At 38.1% G+C, this 17201-nt stretch carries 16 protein-coding genes; 6 read left to right on the forward strand and 10 right to left on the reverse strand.

The window, feature by feature from the left end:
* Positions 1–35 precede the first annotated feature (35 nt).
* Positions 36–392: a c-type cytochrome gene (locus tag MNY28_RS11350; protein WP_188110038.1), complete on the forward strand. Its 357-nt coding sequence runs from the start codon at positions 36–38 to the stop codon at positions 390–392.
* Positions 393–499: 107 nt separating this feature from the next.
* Here the strand turns inward: MNY28_RS11350 and MNY28_RS11355 are convergent, their stop codons facing one another.
* A complete protein-coding gene (locus tag MNY28_RS11355; RefSeq protein WP_151899836.1) occupies positions 500–997 on the reverse strand; it encodes a redoxin domain-containing protein in 498 nt (165 codons plus the stop codon).
* Between the two features lie 64 nt (positions 998–1061).
* On the opposite strand from MNY28_RS11355, the gene MNY28_RS11360 reads away from it, so the two are divergent.
* Positions 1062–1574: a nitrous oxide reductase accessory protein NosL gene (locus MNY28_RS11360; RefSeq protein ID WP_346389904.1), complete on the forward strand. Its 513-nt coding sequence runs from the start codon at positions 1062–1064 to the stop codon at positions 1572–1574.
* A gap of 21 nt (positions 1575–1595) precedes the next feature.
* On the opposite strand, the gene dnaK is transcribed toward MNY28_RS11360, so the two are convergent.
* Both dnaK and grpE read right to left on the reverse strand, forming a co-directional pair.
* Positions 1596–3482 (reverse strand): molecular chaperone DnaK, encoded by a 1887-nt coding sequence (gene dnaK, locus MNY28_RS11365; protein ID WP_151899838.1) that lies wholly within the window; start codon positions 3480–3482, stop codon positions 1596–1598.
* Positions 3483–3590: 108 nt separating this feature from the next.
* Positions 3591–4121: a nucleotide exchange factor GrpE gene (gene grpE / locus MNY28_RS11370; protein WP_346389905.1), complete on the reverse strand. Its 531-nt coding sequence runs from the start codon at positions 4119–4121 to the stop codon at positions 3591–3593.
* A 193-nt stretch (positions 4122–4314) separates the two neighbouring features.
* Between grpE and MNY28_RS11375 the strand changes: the two genes are divergently transcribed.
* Positions 4315–6336, forward strand: a complete 2022-nt coding sequence (locus MNY28_RS11375; RefSeq protein ID WP_346389906.1) for a hypothetical protein — start codon at positions 4315–4317, stop codon at positions 6334–6336.
* Here MNY28_RS11375 and MNY28_RS11380 read toward each other — a convergent pair.
* Genes MNY28_RS11380 through MNY28_RS11410 form a run of 7 tightly spaced genes read right to left on the reverse strand, consistent with a single transcriptional unit; the run spans position 6328 to position 13864 of the window.
* Positions 6328–6906 carry a ComF family protein gene (locus MNY28_RS11380; RefSeq protein ID WP_346389907.1) on the reverse strand — a complete coding sequence of 193 codons (579 nt, stop codon included), beginning with the start codon at positions 6904–6906 and terminating at the stop codon, positions 6328–6330. The genes MNY28_RS11375 and MNY28_RS11380 overlap by 9 nt on opposite strands.
* 10 nt (positions 6907–6916) lie before the next feature.
* The gene (gene lepA / locus MNY28_RS11385) at positions 6917–8707 is read right to left on the reverse strand and encodes a translation elongation factor 4 (protein ID WP_346389908.1); all 1791 of its coding nucleotides are present in this window, start codon (positions 8705–8707) and stop codon (positions 6917–6919) included.
* An 8-nt stretch (positions 8708–8715) separates the two neighbouring features.
* Entirely contained in the window at positions 8716–9642 is a 927-nt protein-coding gene (locus MNY28_RS11390; protein WP_151899843.1) for a ribose-phosphate pyrophosphokinase, read from the reverse strand.
* 59 nt (positions 9643–9701) lie between these two features.
* On the reverse strand, positions 9702–10109 hold the full coding sequence (locus MNY28_RS11395; protein ID WP_151899844.1) for a Fur family transcriptional regulator: 408 nt from the start codon (positions 10107–10109) through the stop codon (positions 9702–9704).
* 38 nt (positions 10110–10147) lie between these two features.
* Positions 10148–11116, reverse strand: coding sequence for a DNA polymerase III subunit delta (holA, locus tag MNY28_RS11400; RefSeq protein ID WP_346389909.1), 969 nt, complete (start codon positions 11114–11116; stop codon positions 10148–10150).
* The gene (locus MNY28_RS11405) at positions 11109–13055 is read right to left on the reverse strand and encodes a ribonuclease R family protein (RefSeq protein WP_346389910.1); all 1947 of its coding nucleotides are present in this window, start codon (positions 13053–13055) and stop codon (positions 11109–11111) included. The genes holA and MNY28_RS11405 overlap by 8 nt, the downstream gene beginning before the upstream one ends.
* A 5-nt stretch (positions 13056–13060) precedes the next feature.
* A complete protein-coding gene (locus MNY28_RS11410; RefSeq protein WP_151899847.1) occupies positions 13061–13864 on the reverse strand; it encodes an HDOD domain-containing protein in 804 nt (267 codons plus the stop codon).
* A 144-nt stretch (positions 13865–14008) separates the two neighbouring features.
* Between MNY28_RS11410 and MNY28_RS11415 the strand changes: the two genes are divergently transcribed.
* From MNY28_RS11415 to purL, 3 genes are all read left to right on the forward strand, one after another.
* Entirely contained in the window at positions 14009–14335 is a 327-nt protein-coding gene (locus MNY28_RS11415; protein WP_151899848.1) for a hypothetical protein, read from the forward strand.
* 9 nt (positions 14336–14344) lie between these two features.
* Entirely contained in the window at positions 14345–14872 is a 528-nt protein-coding gene (gene greA, locus MNY28_RS11420; protein WP_188110039.1) for a transcription elongation factor GreA, read from the forward strand.
* 62 nt (positions 14873–14934) lie between these two features.
* Entirely contained in the window at positions 14935–17151 is a 2217-nt protein-coding gene (gene purL, locus MNY28_RS11425) for a phosphoribosylformylglycinamidine synthase subunit PurL (protein ID WP_346389911.1), read from the forward strand.
* Positions 17152–17201 lie beyond the last annotated feature (50 nt).

A 17201-nucleotide genomic window follows, 5' to 3' on the forward strand; every position in this document is an offset into this window, starting at 1 on the left:
CTTTTTGATACAATTATAGCAAAGAGGAGATGAGAATGAGATTTATTTTTTTATTTGTTATCCTGCTAACGAAAATATATGCAGATTCAGATGCTTACAATCGTGGTGAAATGCTTTTCTTTGCCAATGCCTGCTCAAGCTGTCATGGACCATCTGCCGAAGGAAGCAGTACCTATCCGAGACTTGCAAACAAAAAAAGCAGTTACCTGAAAAAGAAACTGATTGATTTTCGCGCAGGAAAGGCCAGCAGTGTTTCACAGCAGATGATGGCGCAGTTTGCGAAAAAACTGAGTGATCAGGATATTAACGATTTATCCTTTTTTCTTTCCAATCACAAAGAAGTCCCTGTTGAAGATGTACAGGACGATATACTGGGCGGATTTGGTTCATAAATCTGTTCCGGTACAAATAGATCCTGCAAATACAAAAGAGTACATAAAAACCATACGGGGAATTGGATATATGATGCTTTAGTGTAAGCGTGTTTGAGACGCTACATCTATTTTTCTGCCCACAGCATTCTTAGATAGAGCCCCGGCGTTGAAGTGTATCCAACCTCACTAAATACCAGTTTTTTGTGTTTGTCATAAATAAAAGTTGTCGGAAATCCGGAAATATGAAATATTGAGGAGAGTTTTCCATTTTGGTCGTTGACAACTTTGAAAGTGTAATTATTTTCATCAAGATATTTTTGAAGCTTTTCATCACTCCCTGACTTCACAGCTATGGTAATGACTTCAAAATAGTGCGATAAAAATTCTATATTTGAAGCTTCAAGCTTACATGTAGGACACCAGCTAGCCCAAAAGTGTACTAAAACCGGTTTGTTTTTTACTACTTGATATTCTTGATTATTTATAAGTTTAAAGCTGTCAACAGTTAAGGGACTCTGTGATAAATCCTGACTTCTGTACAAACTTAAAGCATTTGCAAAAAGAGTCATCGTAATCACAAAAAAGATAATTTCTTTGAGGTAGTGTTTCATTTTTTTTAGCATAAGACAAGCTTAACACTATTGTAATAATAAACTGATAAAATGCTAAAAAAATAAAGGAAAATACATGGTTAAAGCACTACTTGTTTCACTGTCTCTCGTATTGATGACGGGATGCAGCACTTCATTGCACAAAGCAACTCCTCATAAAACAAAAAAAACGGTGCATAGAATGTTCCAAAGTGTTTCTAAGGAAAAAGCTGTTTTGTTGCAAAAAGGAAAGCATAAAGAATCTTGCCATATATGCGGCATGAATTTGGTAAAGTTCTATAAAACAAATCATGCGGCAAAAGAGAATGGGATAACACATCAGTACTGTTCTATTCATTGTTTGACAAAAGATATTAAAGAAGGTGCTGAACTGGAAAATCCTCAAGTTGTTGATGTGAGTTCTTTGAAATTTGTTCCTGTAACAGAAGCTTATTATGTTGTTGGAAGTAAAAAACCCGCTACAATGAGTAGAATAAGTAAATATGCATTCAAATCTTTAAAAGACGCACAGGCTTTTCAGGCCCAATATGGTGGGAAAATAGTTGATTTTTATTCTGCCTGGCAAATAGCCAGGAAGGATTTTAAATAAGAAGGGGTTGAGACAGAGTGTTTACTCTATCTCAGCGTCGATAACATCGTCATCGTCTTTTTTCTTTGCTGCATCTGCTGCTCCGGCTTCACCGCCTTGCTCTTTTTTATACATCTGCTCTGCCATTTTATGGCTTGCTTCTGTAAGTACTTTTACTTTCTCTTCAATTTGCTCTTTTGTAGAGTTTTCATCTTTTAGAACATCTTGAAGATCCTTGATAGCCGCTTCTATTTTTGCTTTTTCGTCAGCTGCAAGGTTGTCTCCCATCTCTTTCATTGATTTTTCAGTTTGTGCAATCAATGCATCTGCCTGATTTTTGAGTTCAACAACAGCTTTTCTTGCTTCATCTTCAGCTTTATGCGCTTCTGCATCCTGAACCATTTTTTCAATCTCTTCTTCGCTTAATCCTGAAGCACCTGAGATTGTAATTTTTTGCTCTTTACCAGTTCCCTTGTCTACTGCTGAAACTGTCAGTATTCCGTTGGCATCAATATCGAACGTAACCTCAATTTGAGGTACACCACGCGGTGCCGCCGGAATATCAGTCAGTTCAAACAGACCTAAAGATTTGTTGTCTTTTGCAAATTCTCGCTCACCCTGCACAACGTTAATGCTAACAGCCGGCTGGTTGTCTTCTGCAGTTGAGAAGATTTGAGATTTTTTTACAGGAATTGTAGTTCCTTTTTCGATAACTTTCGTTGCAACACCACCAAGTGTTTCAATACCAAGTGATAACGGTGTAACATCAAGTAAAAGAACATCTTTAACATCTCCTCGTAATACACCACCTTGAATAGCTGCACCTGCAGCAACAACTTCATCAGGGTTTACTGATTTATTTAACTCTTTGCCGTCAAAATAGTCAGAAACTCTTTTTTGTACCAAAGGAACACGAGTAGAACCACCAACCATGATGATCTCTTTGATGTCGCCTTTACTTAAATCTGCATCTTTCATTGCAATTTGAACATGATCCATTGTTTCATCTACAAGTGGTTCAATCATCCCTTCAAACTTAGCACGGGTAAGTTTTACAACCAAGTGCTGCGGACCTGCTTCTGTCATTGTGATAAACGGCAGGTTGATTTCTGTTTCTGTTGCCGAACTTAACTCTTTTTTCGCACTTTCTGCAGCATCTTTCAAACGCTGTAGGGCCATTTTGTCATTTTTAAGATCAATTCCGTGACTTGCTTTGAATTCACTTGCTAACCAGTCAACAATTTTGTTGTCAAAGTCATCACCACCAAGGAATGCATTTCCGTCTGTTGAAAGAACTTCAAATGTTCCGTCAGAAATTTCAAGTGTAGTTACATCAAATGTACCACCACCCAGGTCATATACCAAAACATCTTCATCAGATTTTTTCTCTAAACCATATGCAAGTGCTGATGCAGTCGGTTCATTGATGATACGAAGTACATTCAGTCCCGCAATAGTACCGGCATCTTTTGTCGCTTTTCTTTGGCTGTCATTAAAGTATGCCGGAACGGTAATTACAGCATCAGTAACTTTTTCTCCAAGATACGCTTCAGCATCTTCTTTTAGTTTTGAAAGAATTTTTGCTGAAATTTCCTGTGGTGTGTAGATTTTTCCTGCAACATCAACTGCTGCCATACCGTCTTTGTCTACAATCTTATATGTTACTTTTTCCTGTGCAAGTTTTGCATTTTCTTCATTCATCATAAGACCCATGATTCTTTTGACAGATGAAATTGTTTTTTCCGGATTTGTGATAGCCTGACGTTTTGCAGGGTCTCCTACTAAAACCTCTCCCTTGTCTGTAAATGCAACAACTGAAGGTGTTGTGTTTTTTCCTTCTGCATTTGGAATGATTTTCGCTTCACCACCCTCATATACTGCCACACATGAATTTGTTGTTCCTAAATCTATACCTATTACTTTGCTCATTTTTTCTTCCTTTTTTTAAGTTTAATTGAATTTTATATTTTTTAAAACAGTGTAATTGTACGCTCTTTTAAATTTTTTTTTTGCAACCTAGGTTGCATTTACTGAAAGCTAGTTTGCAACAACAACCATAGCTTCTCTCAATGGTCTCTCTTTATATTTGTAACCTTTTTGAAAGGTTTGGACAATCTGTCCGCTTTCAACTTCATCACTGTCAACACTCTGTACGGCATTGTGAATATTCGGATCAAACGGCTCTTCATGTGATACCATTGTTACACCGTGTTTTTCCAGTGCTGTAGTAAATTGCTTGAGTGTAAGTTCAATACCCTCTTTGAGCTTTTCTATAAGTTCCTGAGGTTCGGCATTTGCATTAGCAGACTGCAGGGCCATCTCAAGAGAATCCACTACAGGGATCATATCTTTTGCAAATTTTTCGTTTGCATATTCAACTGCAGTGTATTTTTCACGTTCAAGTCTCTTTTTAATATTGTCAAAATCAGCATGAACACGTGCATACTTGTCTTTTAGTTCTGCCAGTTCTTTTTGCAGTAAATCTAATTCGTTTTCAACTGCTTCAGCTTCAGCAGCGACTTCATCATTCTCTATTTCGTTATTATTTGTATTTTCTTTTTCAGACATAATGATTCATATCTCCTTTTTCTTGAAAAGATAACGTATTATACACATTGAGTGTAATAATGTCAAGTAATGGTTGTGTGATTTATATAAAATAACTTTAGTCACATTCTATCAAGTTTGTTTTTCATCTTCTTAAAACTGTAATGAAGCTTCACTTGAGTATTATTATACTACAAATTTATGGAGAAATATTATGAAATATTTAACTTGGTTCTTTATTGGCGTTGTAGGTATATTTATTTTCGTGTATGTCATACTCTTTACAGGCTTTGGCAATTCATTGATAAAACCCGCTATAGAGAGTAAAATCAGAGAAGAGACGAAACTTGATTCTAAACTAAAGGTTTTTTCTTTATCAATGAGTGATTTTCAAATAATTTTGCAATTAAATGAGAACAATACAATTAAAGCTGCAGGAACCTATTCGATTTTTTCAAAATCTTTTGATATACAATACAGTGTTGATTTAGGAGAACTGGCAACGCTGCAGCCTTTGACTGTAATGCAGTTGCAGGATGCCTTTTTTACAGAGGGAAGTGTACAGGGGAATGACAAACTGTTTACTGTTTTAGGAAAGAGTGATGTTGCCAAAAGTAAAACAGAATACAAAATTGTTATGACAGACTTCAGTCCCACTGCAGTTATTGCCAAAGTAGCGCGTGCCGATTTAGCCTCTTTACTGCATATGATCAATCAAAAACCGTATGCGAGTGCCCAGGTGAATCTGAATGTCAATTTTACAAACATCACGCCGCATCAACTTGACGGTGATATTCTTCTTGTTACAAAAAATGGAAAATTAAACGCAAGCGTGATGAAAAAAGATTTCAATATTACCATTCCTCCAACAGCATTTGCAATGAATTTGGATGCAAAGCTCAAAGGCGATGCAATTGATTATAGATATAATCTCAATTCTAACCTTGCCAAAATGACATCGCAAGGCAATATAGTTCCGGCACCGTTACATGTAAAGGCAAAATACGCATTACATGTAAAAGAGCTGGCTGTTTTAAAACCGATAACTTCGGCTGATATAAGAGGAAAATTAAATCTCAACGGAACAGTAGTCGGCAATAAAGAAGAAATGATTCTCAAAGGAAAAAGTGACTTGGCTGCTTCAAACACAGCATTTACAGCAACACTGCATGATTTTGCACCCAAAAGCATTGAAGCGGATATAGAAGGTCTCAAGCTTCAAAAACTGCTTTATATGCTCAAACAGCCTCATTATGCAGATGCGCTGTTTACCATGCATGTGAACATAAGCAATGCTGATCCGAAAAATCTGCAGGGTGTTGTGACATCTCAGATTACAAAGGGGCTGGCAGACACAAGATACATTACCCAAGCGTATAAGTTTAAAAGTATGATGCCAAGAACAAAGTTTCATGCTGCAACCCATACAGTACTCAGTAAGAATATCATTGACACGAAATTAAATTTTTCTTCAACGCTTGCGAATTTTGTGATTAAAAAAGCACGTTTTGATACAAAAGAGGCTTCTTTGCAGACGGACTATGCCGTAAAAATTCCTAATCTTGAGCAACTCTATTTTGCAACGCAACGGCATCTCAAAGGTGCTTTGGCTGCCAATGGAATACTGAAAAAAGCAAAAGATTTGGATTTTACACTTTTTTCAAATATAGCCGGCGGCAAACTTGATGCAAAACTGCACAATGATGATTTTGTTGCAAATTTAAAATCACTGCAGACTTTGGATGTTCTTGATATGCTGCTGTATCCTAAAATATTCAAGGCCTCTGTAGACGGAAAATTTCTTTATAATCTCGCAGATGAAAAAGGTGACTTTAAAGGATTGCTTTTCGATGGTACGTTTATGCCTAACCAGGTACTTGACTTGACAAAAAAATATGCACATATAGACCTCTATAAACAGCGTTTTAAAGGAGATGTAGATGCAAAAATAAAGAAAGAAAAAATTGTTGCCTCGTTGGATTTAAAGTCAAATACATCTTCCATTGTGGCAAAAAATACAAAAATTGACACAAAAGCCAATACAATTGATGCAAAAATTGATATTAATGCGAACGGCAACCCTTTGAGTGTTACGCTAAAAGGAAATATCAACAGACCGAAAATCGGGGTAGACGCAAAGCAGATTATCAAAAAAGAGGCAACAAAAGCGATTAAAAAAGAGATACAAAAAAGAATAGGAAAAGATGTCGGAAATCTGTTAAAAGGATTATTTTAGACTTACATCAGTCAGGGTAAGGCAAAAACTGACGGTTTGGCCCTGTTCTTCAACTTTTGTACAGGCCTGTGCAAGTGTTTGCCCTGTTGTGACAATATCATCAACCAAAATGATACTCTCATCATCTTTGAACTTTTTCAGTTGAAAGTTTCTTGGATTTTCCTGTCTGAATTGTTTGCTTTTACCCGAGTATGAAACACTGTTTTGTGCCCGAAGTTTATTGTAAAGCGGACGGATATTGTATGTTTTAAGTGCATGGTTTAACAGTGCTGTGTGCGAATAGCCACTTGTACTTCTGTCATCTATTGCCAAAGAGATATATTTCTCTTTTGTATGAAATTCTTTGGCAAATTTTTTAAAGCTGAGTTTTGCTAAAATAGTATAAATATAAAAACCGATATCGGTATGTTTCGTAAACAACAGTTCTTTTATCTCCTCATATTTGTAAAAAGAGAGGATGTCGGTACCGTTAGGGAGTTTTCTTCTGTAAAGAGCAGGGGAGAGAAAGTTTGTCTGGCAGGCGGAACATATGTGTGTAAAAGTATAACTTTCACACACTATACATTTCATAAAATCTGCTTTAGTCCATTTTTAAAACAGACATAAAAGCCTCTTGCGGCAGCTGCACCTTGCCTATGGATTTCATTCGTTTTTTCCCTGCTTTTTGTTTTTCAAGGAGTTTGCGTTTACGGGTAATATCTCCACCGTAACATTTGGCAGTAACATTTTTTCCCATTGACTTGACTGTTTCCCGGGCTATGACCTGATTGCCCAGTGATGCCTGTACGGCTACTTCAAAAAGCTGACGGGGAATCAGTTCTTTCATGTTTTTTACAAGTGTTCGCCCGCGAGAAAGCGCAGAGGTTCGCGGGACAATCACACTGAGCGCATCCACGACCTCTCCGGCAACTTTGACATCAAGTTTGACAAGGTCGCCCTCTTTGAATTCGGTCGGTTCATAGTCAAAAGAAGCATAGCCTTTTGAAATGGACTTGAGCGTATCATAAAAATCCACGACTATTTCATTCATAGGTATTTCATACTCAAGCATTACTCTTTCTTCGTTGAGATAGGTCATTTTGTTTTGGATACCTCGTTTTGAAACCAAAAGATTCATGATATTTCCTAGATACTCACTGGGGGTTATCACTGTGGCTTTCACATAAGGCTCTTCGATTCTGTCAATATGATTGATTTCGGGCAATTCTGACGGGTTTTGCACTTTTACCATCTTCCCGTTATTAAGGTACACATGGTAGACAACCGAAGGGGCTGTGGCAATTAGATCAAGTCCGAATTCTCTCTCCAGACGCTCTTTGATGACTTCCATATGCAGCATACCCAAAAAGCCTACACGAAAACCAAAACCGAGTGCTATAGATGTTTCAGGTTCATAAGAGAGGGAGGAGTCATTGAGTCTGAGTTTGTCAAGTGCATCTCTTAAGTCTTCAAATTTGTCGGTATCTATAGGGTAGAGTCCGGCAAATACAAAAGGTTTAGCAGGTTCGTAATCCCCAACCGGTTTGGCAGTGGGATTTTTCGCATCAGTGATGGTATCACCGACACTCACCACACTTACCTCTTTAAGCCCTAAGACTACAATGCCGATTTCACCACTCTTTATAGCCTGTGTTTTGATTTTTTTCAAAGGATGCGGATATAATAAATCAAGGACTTGATGCTCTTCACCGTTTGACATCAGTTTAATCGTCTGATTTTTTCTAATTTCTCCGTCAAAAACACGTACAAGTGCCAGGGCACCAAGGTACTGGTCAAACCAGGAGTCATAAATAATTGCTTTGGTAGGTGCATCCGGATCACCGACAGGTGCCGGAATTCTCTCAACAATGGCATCAATAAGGTCACGAATCCCGACGCCTGTTTTTGCACTCACAAGGACAGCATCTGTGGCATCAATACCTATAGAAGTTTCTATCTCTTCGGCGACTTTATCAGGATCGGCGGCAGGAAGGTCAATTTTATTAATAACGGGAATGAGTTCAAGGTCGTTGTCAAGCGCCAAATAGACATTGGCAATTGTCTGTGCCTCAACACCCTGTGCGGCATCAACGATAAGCAGGGCTCCGTCAGAAGATGCCAAAGATTTACTCACTTCATAAGAAAAATCAACATGACCCGGTGTGTCTATAAGATTGAGAATATAATGTTCCCCGTCTTTGACATAGTCAAGGCGAACGGACTGTGCCTTGATGGTAATGCCGCGTTCCTGTTCTATATCCATAGTATCCATCATCTGTGTACCCATTTCTCTCTCGGTAACAGAACCGCACTCTTGTATGATTCTGTCAGCCAAGGTGCTTTTTCCATGGTCAATATGGGCAATGATTGAGAAGTTCCTAATATTTTTCAATGATACTCCTATGCAAAAAGACTGTTCACACTCTCGTTGTGATAGACTCTGCGAATTACTTCGGCAAAAAGTGGTGCAACACTCAAGACTTTTATTTTTGAATGAGGTTTTGATTCTAAGGTATTGGTTATAATGAGCTCATCAAGCTCACCGTTCTCAAGATTCTGGTAGGCATTTCCACTGAGAACACCGTGTGTAGCGCATGCCATCACAGAAACAGCTCCTTTGTTCTTAAGAGCAGTGGCCGCTTTGACCATTGTTCCTGCCGTGTCAACCATATCGTCTATCATAATAACATCATGTCCCTCGACATTTCCGATGATATTCATGACTTCACTTTCATTTGCTTTTTCACGGCGTTTGTCAACGATAACCATTTCAAGACCCATTCGGGATGCAAAGTATCTCGCACGCGCAACCCCGCCGATGTCAGGAGAAGCAATAATAGGATTTTTGAGGTTTTTGCTTTTTATATACTGCTCAAAGGTAATAGAACCGTAAAGATTGTCAACCGGAATATCAAAAAATCCCTGAATCTGTCCGGCATGCAGGTCTATAGTTACGACTCTGTCTATGCCGGCAGTTTCATAAAGGTTTGCTACAAGCTTAGCCGTAATCGGGACACGGGGGGCCGCCTTTCTGTCTTGTCTCGCATAACCGTAGTAGGGAACAACAGCTGTAATACTTGAAGCTGATGAGCGTTTGAGGGCATCAGTCAAAATTAACAGTTCCATAAGATTGTCATTTGAGGGAGCACCGGTTGACTGTACGATAAATACATCACGACCACGGACAGATTCTGCAATCTGGACCGAAATTTCACCGTCGCTAAACTTTTTAACATCAGCTTTCGCTAAGGGAATATCTAAAATACTACAAATTTCTTTCGCAAAATCAACACTGGCAGATCCTGCAAAAATTTTATAACCACGCATAGGAGTTCCTTCTTGGAAAAATTAATGTTGTATTATACAGCAATTGTACTGAGTATATGTTAAAGTTCCTGGCACTTTTGACAAAGTCCGGATAAAACCAGGTCGGCTTTGTCGATTTTAAAATGAGAAGTCTGTGAAGCGAGTTGGGCAGTTTGTGACAGGTCCAGTACAATATCCTGAATTGTATGACATTGTCTGCAGATTACATGGGAGTGTGTCTCTTTTGTCAGTTCAAATACTGATTTCTCATTTGGAATTTTTACTTCCTGTATAAAAGCATTCTCCATCATAAGATTAATATTTTTATAAATAGTAGCCAGTGAGATAGAATTGAATTTTTTCAGCATGACTTCATACAAGTGCTCTATTGTCATGTGTCCATTGGCATGAAGTGCATTTGCAATTTCCAGTCTTTGCGGTGTTGCTTTTAAATGATGTTGACGTAATATATCTGTATAATTATTCATAATAGAATTATACACTACAAATATTTAAAAATAGTTTTCTAAAGCAGTTTTTGTAATCGGATTAAGCTGGAAAAGAGAATCGCGCTTTTGTCACCACTTGAACTTTTCATCTGAAGTTCACTGTTTAAGAGTAATTCATGCAGTTTTGCATATGTCTGCGGTTTTATTTTAATTGCAGCAGAGGCTTTTTGTTCTACCACAAAAGAGGGTGCAGGGTAACCTAAAATTTCTAAAGCATTAGGCGCACCGTTTATTCGGATATATATGTTAAACATATAAAGCTGTGTCAAATAGGCGGTAATTGCTGTAATAATTCTTATTTCATCTTCGCCATGTTCGAGTATATTAAGTAAATCAGGACGAAAATCTTTTTTGTCAAGCAGTTTTGTTATAAATTCGTCAAGGTTGATACTTGCAAGTCCATATACCAGATTGTCAACATCTTTTGTTGTAATGGCTCTGTCATAAACACGAAACTTTTCTATTTCATTCGATGCAAGTGCAACATCTCCATTGTGAATTTTTAAGAGATGGGAAATTGTAAATTTATCAATATTGACATGTTTTTCTTGGGCAAGTGCATAAATAATATTTTGTGCTTCATACTCTTTTGGGTGAAAAAATCTTACACTCATGACATTTGTTTTGGCAAAAGCTTTTTTATTGTTGTAGGTTTTATGGTCTGATCCGTAATAGGCATAGACAAAAATATTTTCTGTATTTTTGTCACATAAGGATAAAAACAGATCAAGCTCTTTTTTGGGAATTTTTTTTTCGCTTTTTATGACAAGGATATTTCTGTCTCCAAAGAGTGAACCCTGCGAGAGATGTGCCTTTGCAGAGTTAAAATCATATTCGTCATGGTAATAGCTGAGAATATTTGCTTCTTCTATGTTTGTCAGCATTTTTGTATACATATCTATCAAGAAGGTACTCTCTCCAAAAAAGATAAAGCTGTTGGAAATACTTTTGTTTTGTATATGTTTGTCAAACTCGTTTTTATACATTGTTTTCTGTTTTTCCGACTACCGAGGCATATATTCGGGCTCTTGCTATATTCACTTTATCAATGCGTACAATGACATCTTCAAAAAGTGTTACATCCGCACCCGATGTAAAATGCAGTCTTGCACCTATGATTTTATCATGCAGCTGGGCACGCAGTTCCGGATCTGTAGAGGTAATTCTTGCTTTAAACTCTTTGTGCAGGTTTTGTTCTGCCCATCTTGCATATTTGCGTGCTTTGTATTCGGACTCTATAATCATAGCCTCGCGCTCTTTTTCACTGATAGCCATACTGAGTGATTCTATATTTCTTAAAACATAAGACTGTTCCTGTGTGTCGCCTCTGTTAATCGCTTTTAAAAGTCTGTGCACAATTAAATCACTGTACCTTCTGATGGGTGAGGTAAAATGGGTGTACTCTTTAAAACCCAGTCCAAAGTGCCCGACATTTACAGGGGAGTATCGTGCCTGCATCTGGGACTGAATAATCAGTGTATCCACTTCCGCTTCAATGCCCATCTCTCTGGCCTGTTTTTGGATGGAGTCTATTGTTTCTTTGATAGTGTTTTTTATCTCTACATGTATGCCTATGCCGGCTAGCTCCTGGTAAAGCTTCTGAAGTTTTGCCTGACTTGGCGGTTCGTGGATTCTAAAAAGCCCTCTTTTGTAACGTTTTGCCGCTTCTTTGTTTGCTAAGAGCATACAGTCCTCTATAAGTCCGTGAGAAGGTGTCTCCTGGGCAAGGGTTGTGGCGACAAGGTTTGTGTTTTCATCCAGAGTCATCTCTATTTCTGTAGAGTGAAAGTCAAAACCTTCCTGCAGACGTTTTGCCCGTAATCTGTCGGTAACTGTTTTGAGCTTTTTTATCCAGGCAAATATCTCTTTTTCTTCATGTGTTTTTGCCTGCAGCTTATTTTCTAAAAAGAGGTCAATCTCTTCATAGTTAAATCTTCTGTCAGAGTGCATAAGTGCCTCATACACTTCAGATTTTACGACTTCAAGAGTTTTTAGATCAAGTTTGATTTCAAATACATAAGCAAGTCTGTCTACATGGGGTTGAAGGGAACATAAAGTTTCACTGAGTTCTCTCGGGAGCATAGGAATAGAACGATGCGGCAGATAAATAGAAAAACTTCTGTAGATTGCTTCGGTATCTATGGGGCCAAAAGGTGTGACATATTCACTGACATCTGCGATAGCAACATAAAGGGTTGTGTTCTTGTCATCCCAGTAGATGGCATCGTCAAAATCTTTTGCAGTCACAGGGTCTATTGTACAAAATGTCAAATCTCTTAAATCTTTTCTTTTTGGATACTTTGAAGCATCAACAGGCTGAAAAGAGCGAGCGATTTTTAAAACTTCCTCATCAAATGCATCATGCTTGTTAAACTGGGCAAGGACAATTTTCTCATCAGATTTCGGGTCTTTGATGTTGCCTATTTTTTCCATGATTTTATTTTCATTGTTGTCAACTTTAAAAAGGTCACCCACTGCATAGTTATTGAGCTCTTCTGTTGACATCTCAGCACCGACGGGATACTCGGTTTTAAGATCAACTAAAGATTTGTGCCCCTCTTTTTCTATAATGTAGGCGACACTGTAAGTCTGTTCTTTTCCGACTATTTCTACTATTTTGGCACTCGGTTGTCCTCTGTGCCCTAAAAGTCTCTGAGCAATAACCAAATCCCCTTCATTGGCAAGTCCGAGATTGTTTTCATTGATATAGAGGTCTTTAATATTCTCGCCTATTACATGTAAATAGGCTGTTCCTTTTTGGACAAGTCCTAAAACTCCGGCACGGTATTTGGAATTGAATTTGTATATATTATGCTTGTGTGTCAGGTATTTTTTTGCAAGCCATTCGCGTACTACAGGAAGTTCCTCTTCCGTGATGTCTTGTTCATTGAGTCCATGAGTGAGTCGTATAAGTAGTGATTTCAATGCATTTAACTCTTTATATGTTCCAGGGCTTGATCGAAACTCTCCATATCAAGTCCGTATTTTTCTATTAACTCTTTTGCAGCTTGAATGCTCTCGTTTGTGATTACACCGTTTATAGGAACAGTGATACGAACTACATGAAGAATCTGTGCAGCTTTTTTATCTTCTTCCTTGGCTGCATCGGGATTTTGACAGTTGCGTATAACATCAACAAGTCCCTCTTCAAATTTCCATTGTGCAAATATTGTAGCACTGACTTCAGGTGTATCTACACCTACAATCTCTTTTTCGGCAGCTTCAACATCCTGTAACTCCTGCATAACTGCTTTGAACTCTGCTTCTTTTTTGTCCGCTATAATCTGCTGTGCAATAAGTACTTTTCCGATTTCTACCAAAAAGGCAGCAGGGGATAAAATACCCATAAGCCTGTTTTCTCTTTTTAGACACCAGGCCGTAGTAAGCGCATGCTGTTTTTTTGAGAGTTCAGAGAACATTTCGTTTGTAATGCCGTAGGGTGACAAATCAAGATCAAAGCTTTTTTTCACGATTGAAGCTAATGCAAATCCGCGAACAGTACCCATACCAAAGAGACCGACTGCCTGACTGATAGCATTTATTTCTCTGGAGAAACCGTAAAGCGGTGAATTTGCCGCTTTAAGGATATCGGCTGTCAAAAGAGGGTCTTTTTCTAAAATTTTTGCCATATCATTAAATGTAGAGTTCGGATCTTTGTAAACTTTCTCTATTTGAAGAGCAGATTCCGGAAGTGGCGGGAGTTGCTTGATTTTTTTTAATATATCTTCAGTCATTTAATTTCTCTCTTGTTAAATATAGTCTTTGTAGTGTAATTATAGTCTCAATAGCTAAATACATACTGAAGTAACCATTTTTCTTGATGCTTGTTTACAAAAAACTGTTATTATTTTTCATAAAAATTTTAGAAGGAAACAGATATGCAAAATGATGCAATGTTGACGCAACTGCGATATGTACCAAATGAAGCTTTGGTGCAGCAACTTAAAAGAATTCAAAAAAATACTCCGGGATATGAAAAAATAGAGAAGCATATTTTGGATTTAAATGATCATCTCAAAGTAAATAATGCCTATGTCGCTTTATCCAATACAAAAGATTACTTTAAAATAAAAGTAGAGTCACCTACTCCTGAGTTAGCACAGGAAGCACATGAAAAGATAGAGCATTTCAGCAGAAAATTCAAGGTAAAAACAGACAAATTACCAAATAAAGAAACATATTATATTATAGGGTACGAGCATTAGGAACAACAGTTGATGAAAGAACCTATGAGTATCGAAGGGTATGATAAACTTACAGAAGAGTTTAAATATCTGCTCGAAGTTGAAAAACCCAAGGTGGCGCATGAAAAACTTGTAGCTGCCGCACTTGGTGACCGAAGTGAAAATGCTGACTATCAGGCGGCAAAAGAGAAATTGCGTTTTATTGACAAAAGGCTTTTTTATCTCAACAAAATGATTCAAAACTCACAAATCATTGATCCCTCTTTACATGTACATGAACGTATTTCTTTTGGAAGTACCGTTACATTGGTTGATCTTGAAACCGATAAAGAAGAGGTGTATACTTTATGCGGTGTGCTTGAGAGCGAACCGGAAAACGGACTGATATCCGTTCATTCTCCTATAGCAAAAGCATTGCTTGGCAAAAGTGCAGGCGACGAGGTCAAAGTCAGGTTGCCAAATCAGATAAAAGAGTATGAAATTGAAAAAATAGAGTATAAAAATATCTTTTCTCTGAAAAAGAATATTCGCACAAAAAGTGATTTTTCTTTTCATTAAAACAACTTTTACCATTGCTTGGATATAATTCATTTTTAAAAACCAATTTTTAGGAAACCCCCGTGAGCCAACAATTACAAAACATTGATGAACAGTTAGCCAACCATAAGCTTTCGCAAGAAGACTATATACATATTAAAGAGATCTTAGGACGTGAACCGAATTTGGTTGAATTAGGTATATTTTCAGCCATGTGGAGTGAACACTGTTCGTATAAGTCTTCCAAAGTCCATTTAAAAGGGTTTCCTACAAAAGCACCATGGGTTATTCAGGGACCTGGTGAAAATGCCGGTGTTATTGATATTGGTGATGGATATGCGGCAGTTTTTAAGATGGAGTCACATAATCATCCGAGTTTTATAGAACCCTATCAGGGCGCGGCAACCGGTGTCGGCGGAATTATGCGTGATGTTTTTACAATGGGTGCCCGTCCTGTGGCAAACTTGAATGCACTGCGTTTTGGCAATATTTTGAACAAAGATGATATTTCCAAGCATCAGCGTTATTTGGTGCGCGGTGTCACTGAGGGAATCGGCGGTTACGGCAACTGTATGGGTGTTCCGACCATCGGCGGTGAAACCAGTTTTGATGAGTGTTACAACGGAAATATTCTTGTCAATGCTTTTACTCTGGGAATTGCAAAAAGTGACGAAATATTTTACGGCAAGGCAGAGGGGACAGGAAATCCAGTCCTTTATGTAGGTGCTAAAACAGGTCGTGACGGTCTTGGCGGAGCTGTTATGAGTTCGGACAGTTTTACCGAAGAGAGCAAATCTTTGCGTCCGACGGTTCAGGTAGGGGATCCTTTTACCGAAAAACTGCTTTTGGAAGCATGTCTGGAGCTTTTTAAAACGGATCATGTCATCGGAATCCAGGATATGGGAGCTGCCGGACTTACATCTTCTTCTTTTGAGATGGCGGGACGTTCAGGTTCGGGAATGATTATGCACCTTGACAAGGTTCCTGCGCGCGAAGAAAATATGACTCCTTATGATTTTATGCTCAGTGAATCGCAAGAGCGTATGCTTTTGTGTGCCAAAAAAGGTTCAGAACAGGCTATTATCGATATTTTTGAAAAATGGGATCTGGATGCTGCAGTTATAGGCGAGGTAACAGATACCGGAAAAATGGAGCTTTTTTGGCATGGAGAAAAATGTGCTGAGGTTCCTGTTGACCCTGTTAGTGAAGAAGCTCCGGAACTGAACCGTCCTATGAAAAAACCTGCTTACCTTGATGATATTCACAAAGTAAGTATTGATGATTTTGACAGAGTGTCAAATCAGGAAGCGTTTGAAAAACTGACAAAATCTATGGAAGTAGTTGATAAATCATGGATTTATACACAATATGATTCTATGGTACAGACAAATACTGTTAAAAACGGAGGCATGCTTGATGCTTCCGTCATCCGCGTAAAAGAGAATAAAAAAGCTTTGGCAATGTCAGCTGACTGTAATGTGCGTTATTGTTATATAGATCCGAAAATGGGAGCAGCGGCAGCGGTTGTTGAATCCGGGCGTAATGTTGCCATGAGTGGTGCGAGACCGCTTGCCATTACTGACTGTCTTAATTACGGAAACCCTGAAAATCCTGAAGTTATGTGGCAATTCGGTGAGGGATGTTTAGGTATTAAAGAAGCATGTGCAGAGCTGACAACCCCGGTCATTGGCGGAAATGTTTCTCTTTATAATGAAACAAACGGTGTTTCTGTTTTTCCAACGCCTTCTATTGCAACCGTAGGTGTGAATGATGATGAAAACAATGTGTTAATGTCAAGTTTTCAATCTGAGGGAAATGCGCTTTATCTGATAGGCGAAAGCAAATCAGAATTCGGCGGTTCCTTATATATGAAAGAGCTTTACGGCACTGTTGCCGGAGTTATACCTGAAATTGACTACAAGAAAGAGCTTGCACTTTGGGATTTGGTTATAGAAGCAAACAAAAAGCATTTGCTGGAGTGCGCAAAAGATGCAAGCAGCGGCGGTGTTGCAATAGCATTAGCGAAAATGGCAGCCACAAGCGGACTTGGCTGCGATGTAGATATGAGTGTTGCTGATGATCGGGATATCTTTGCAGAAAGTATGAGTCGAGCCATTATTGAAGTAAAGTCTGAAAACTGTGAAGCTTTTGAAGCGATGCTTGATGAATCAATGTCTGTTGAAAAAATTGGAACAGTTGGAGGAGATACTGTACGAATAAATGATGTAAATATGAGTATAAAAAGCCTCAAAGAGAATTATTTTACTACTTTTAGAAAAATAGTTGAACAAGATTTATAGTAATAGCAAAATCTTATAAAACTTTAATCCGTTTAGGTATATAATAATCA

The organism is Sulfurimonas sp. NWX367 (genome assembly GCF_039667065.1).
Classification (GTDB): Bacteria; Campylobacterota; Campylobacteria; order Campylobacterales; family Sulfurimonadaceae; genus Sulfurimonas; species Sulfurimonas hydrogeniphila.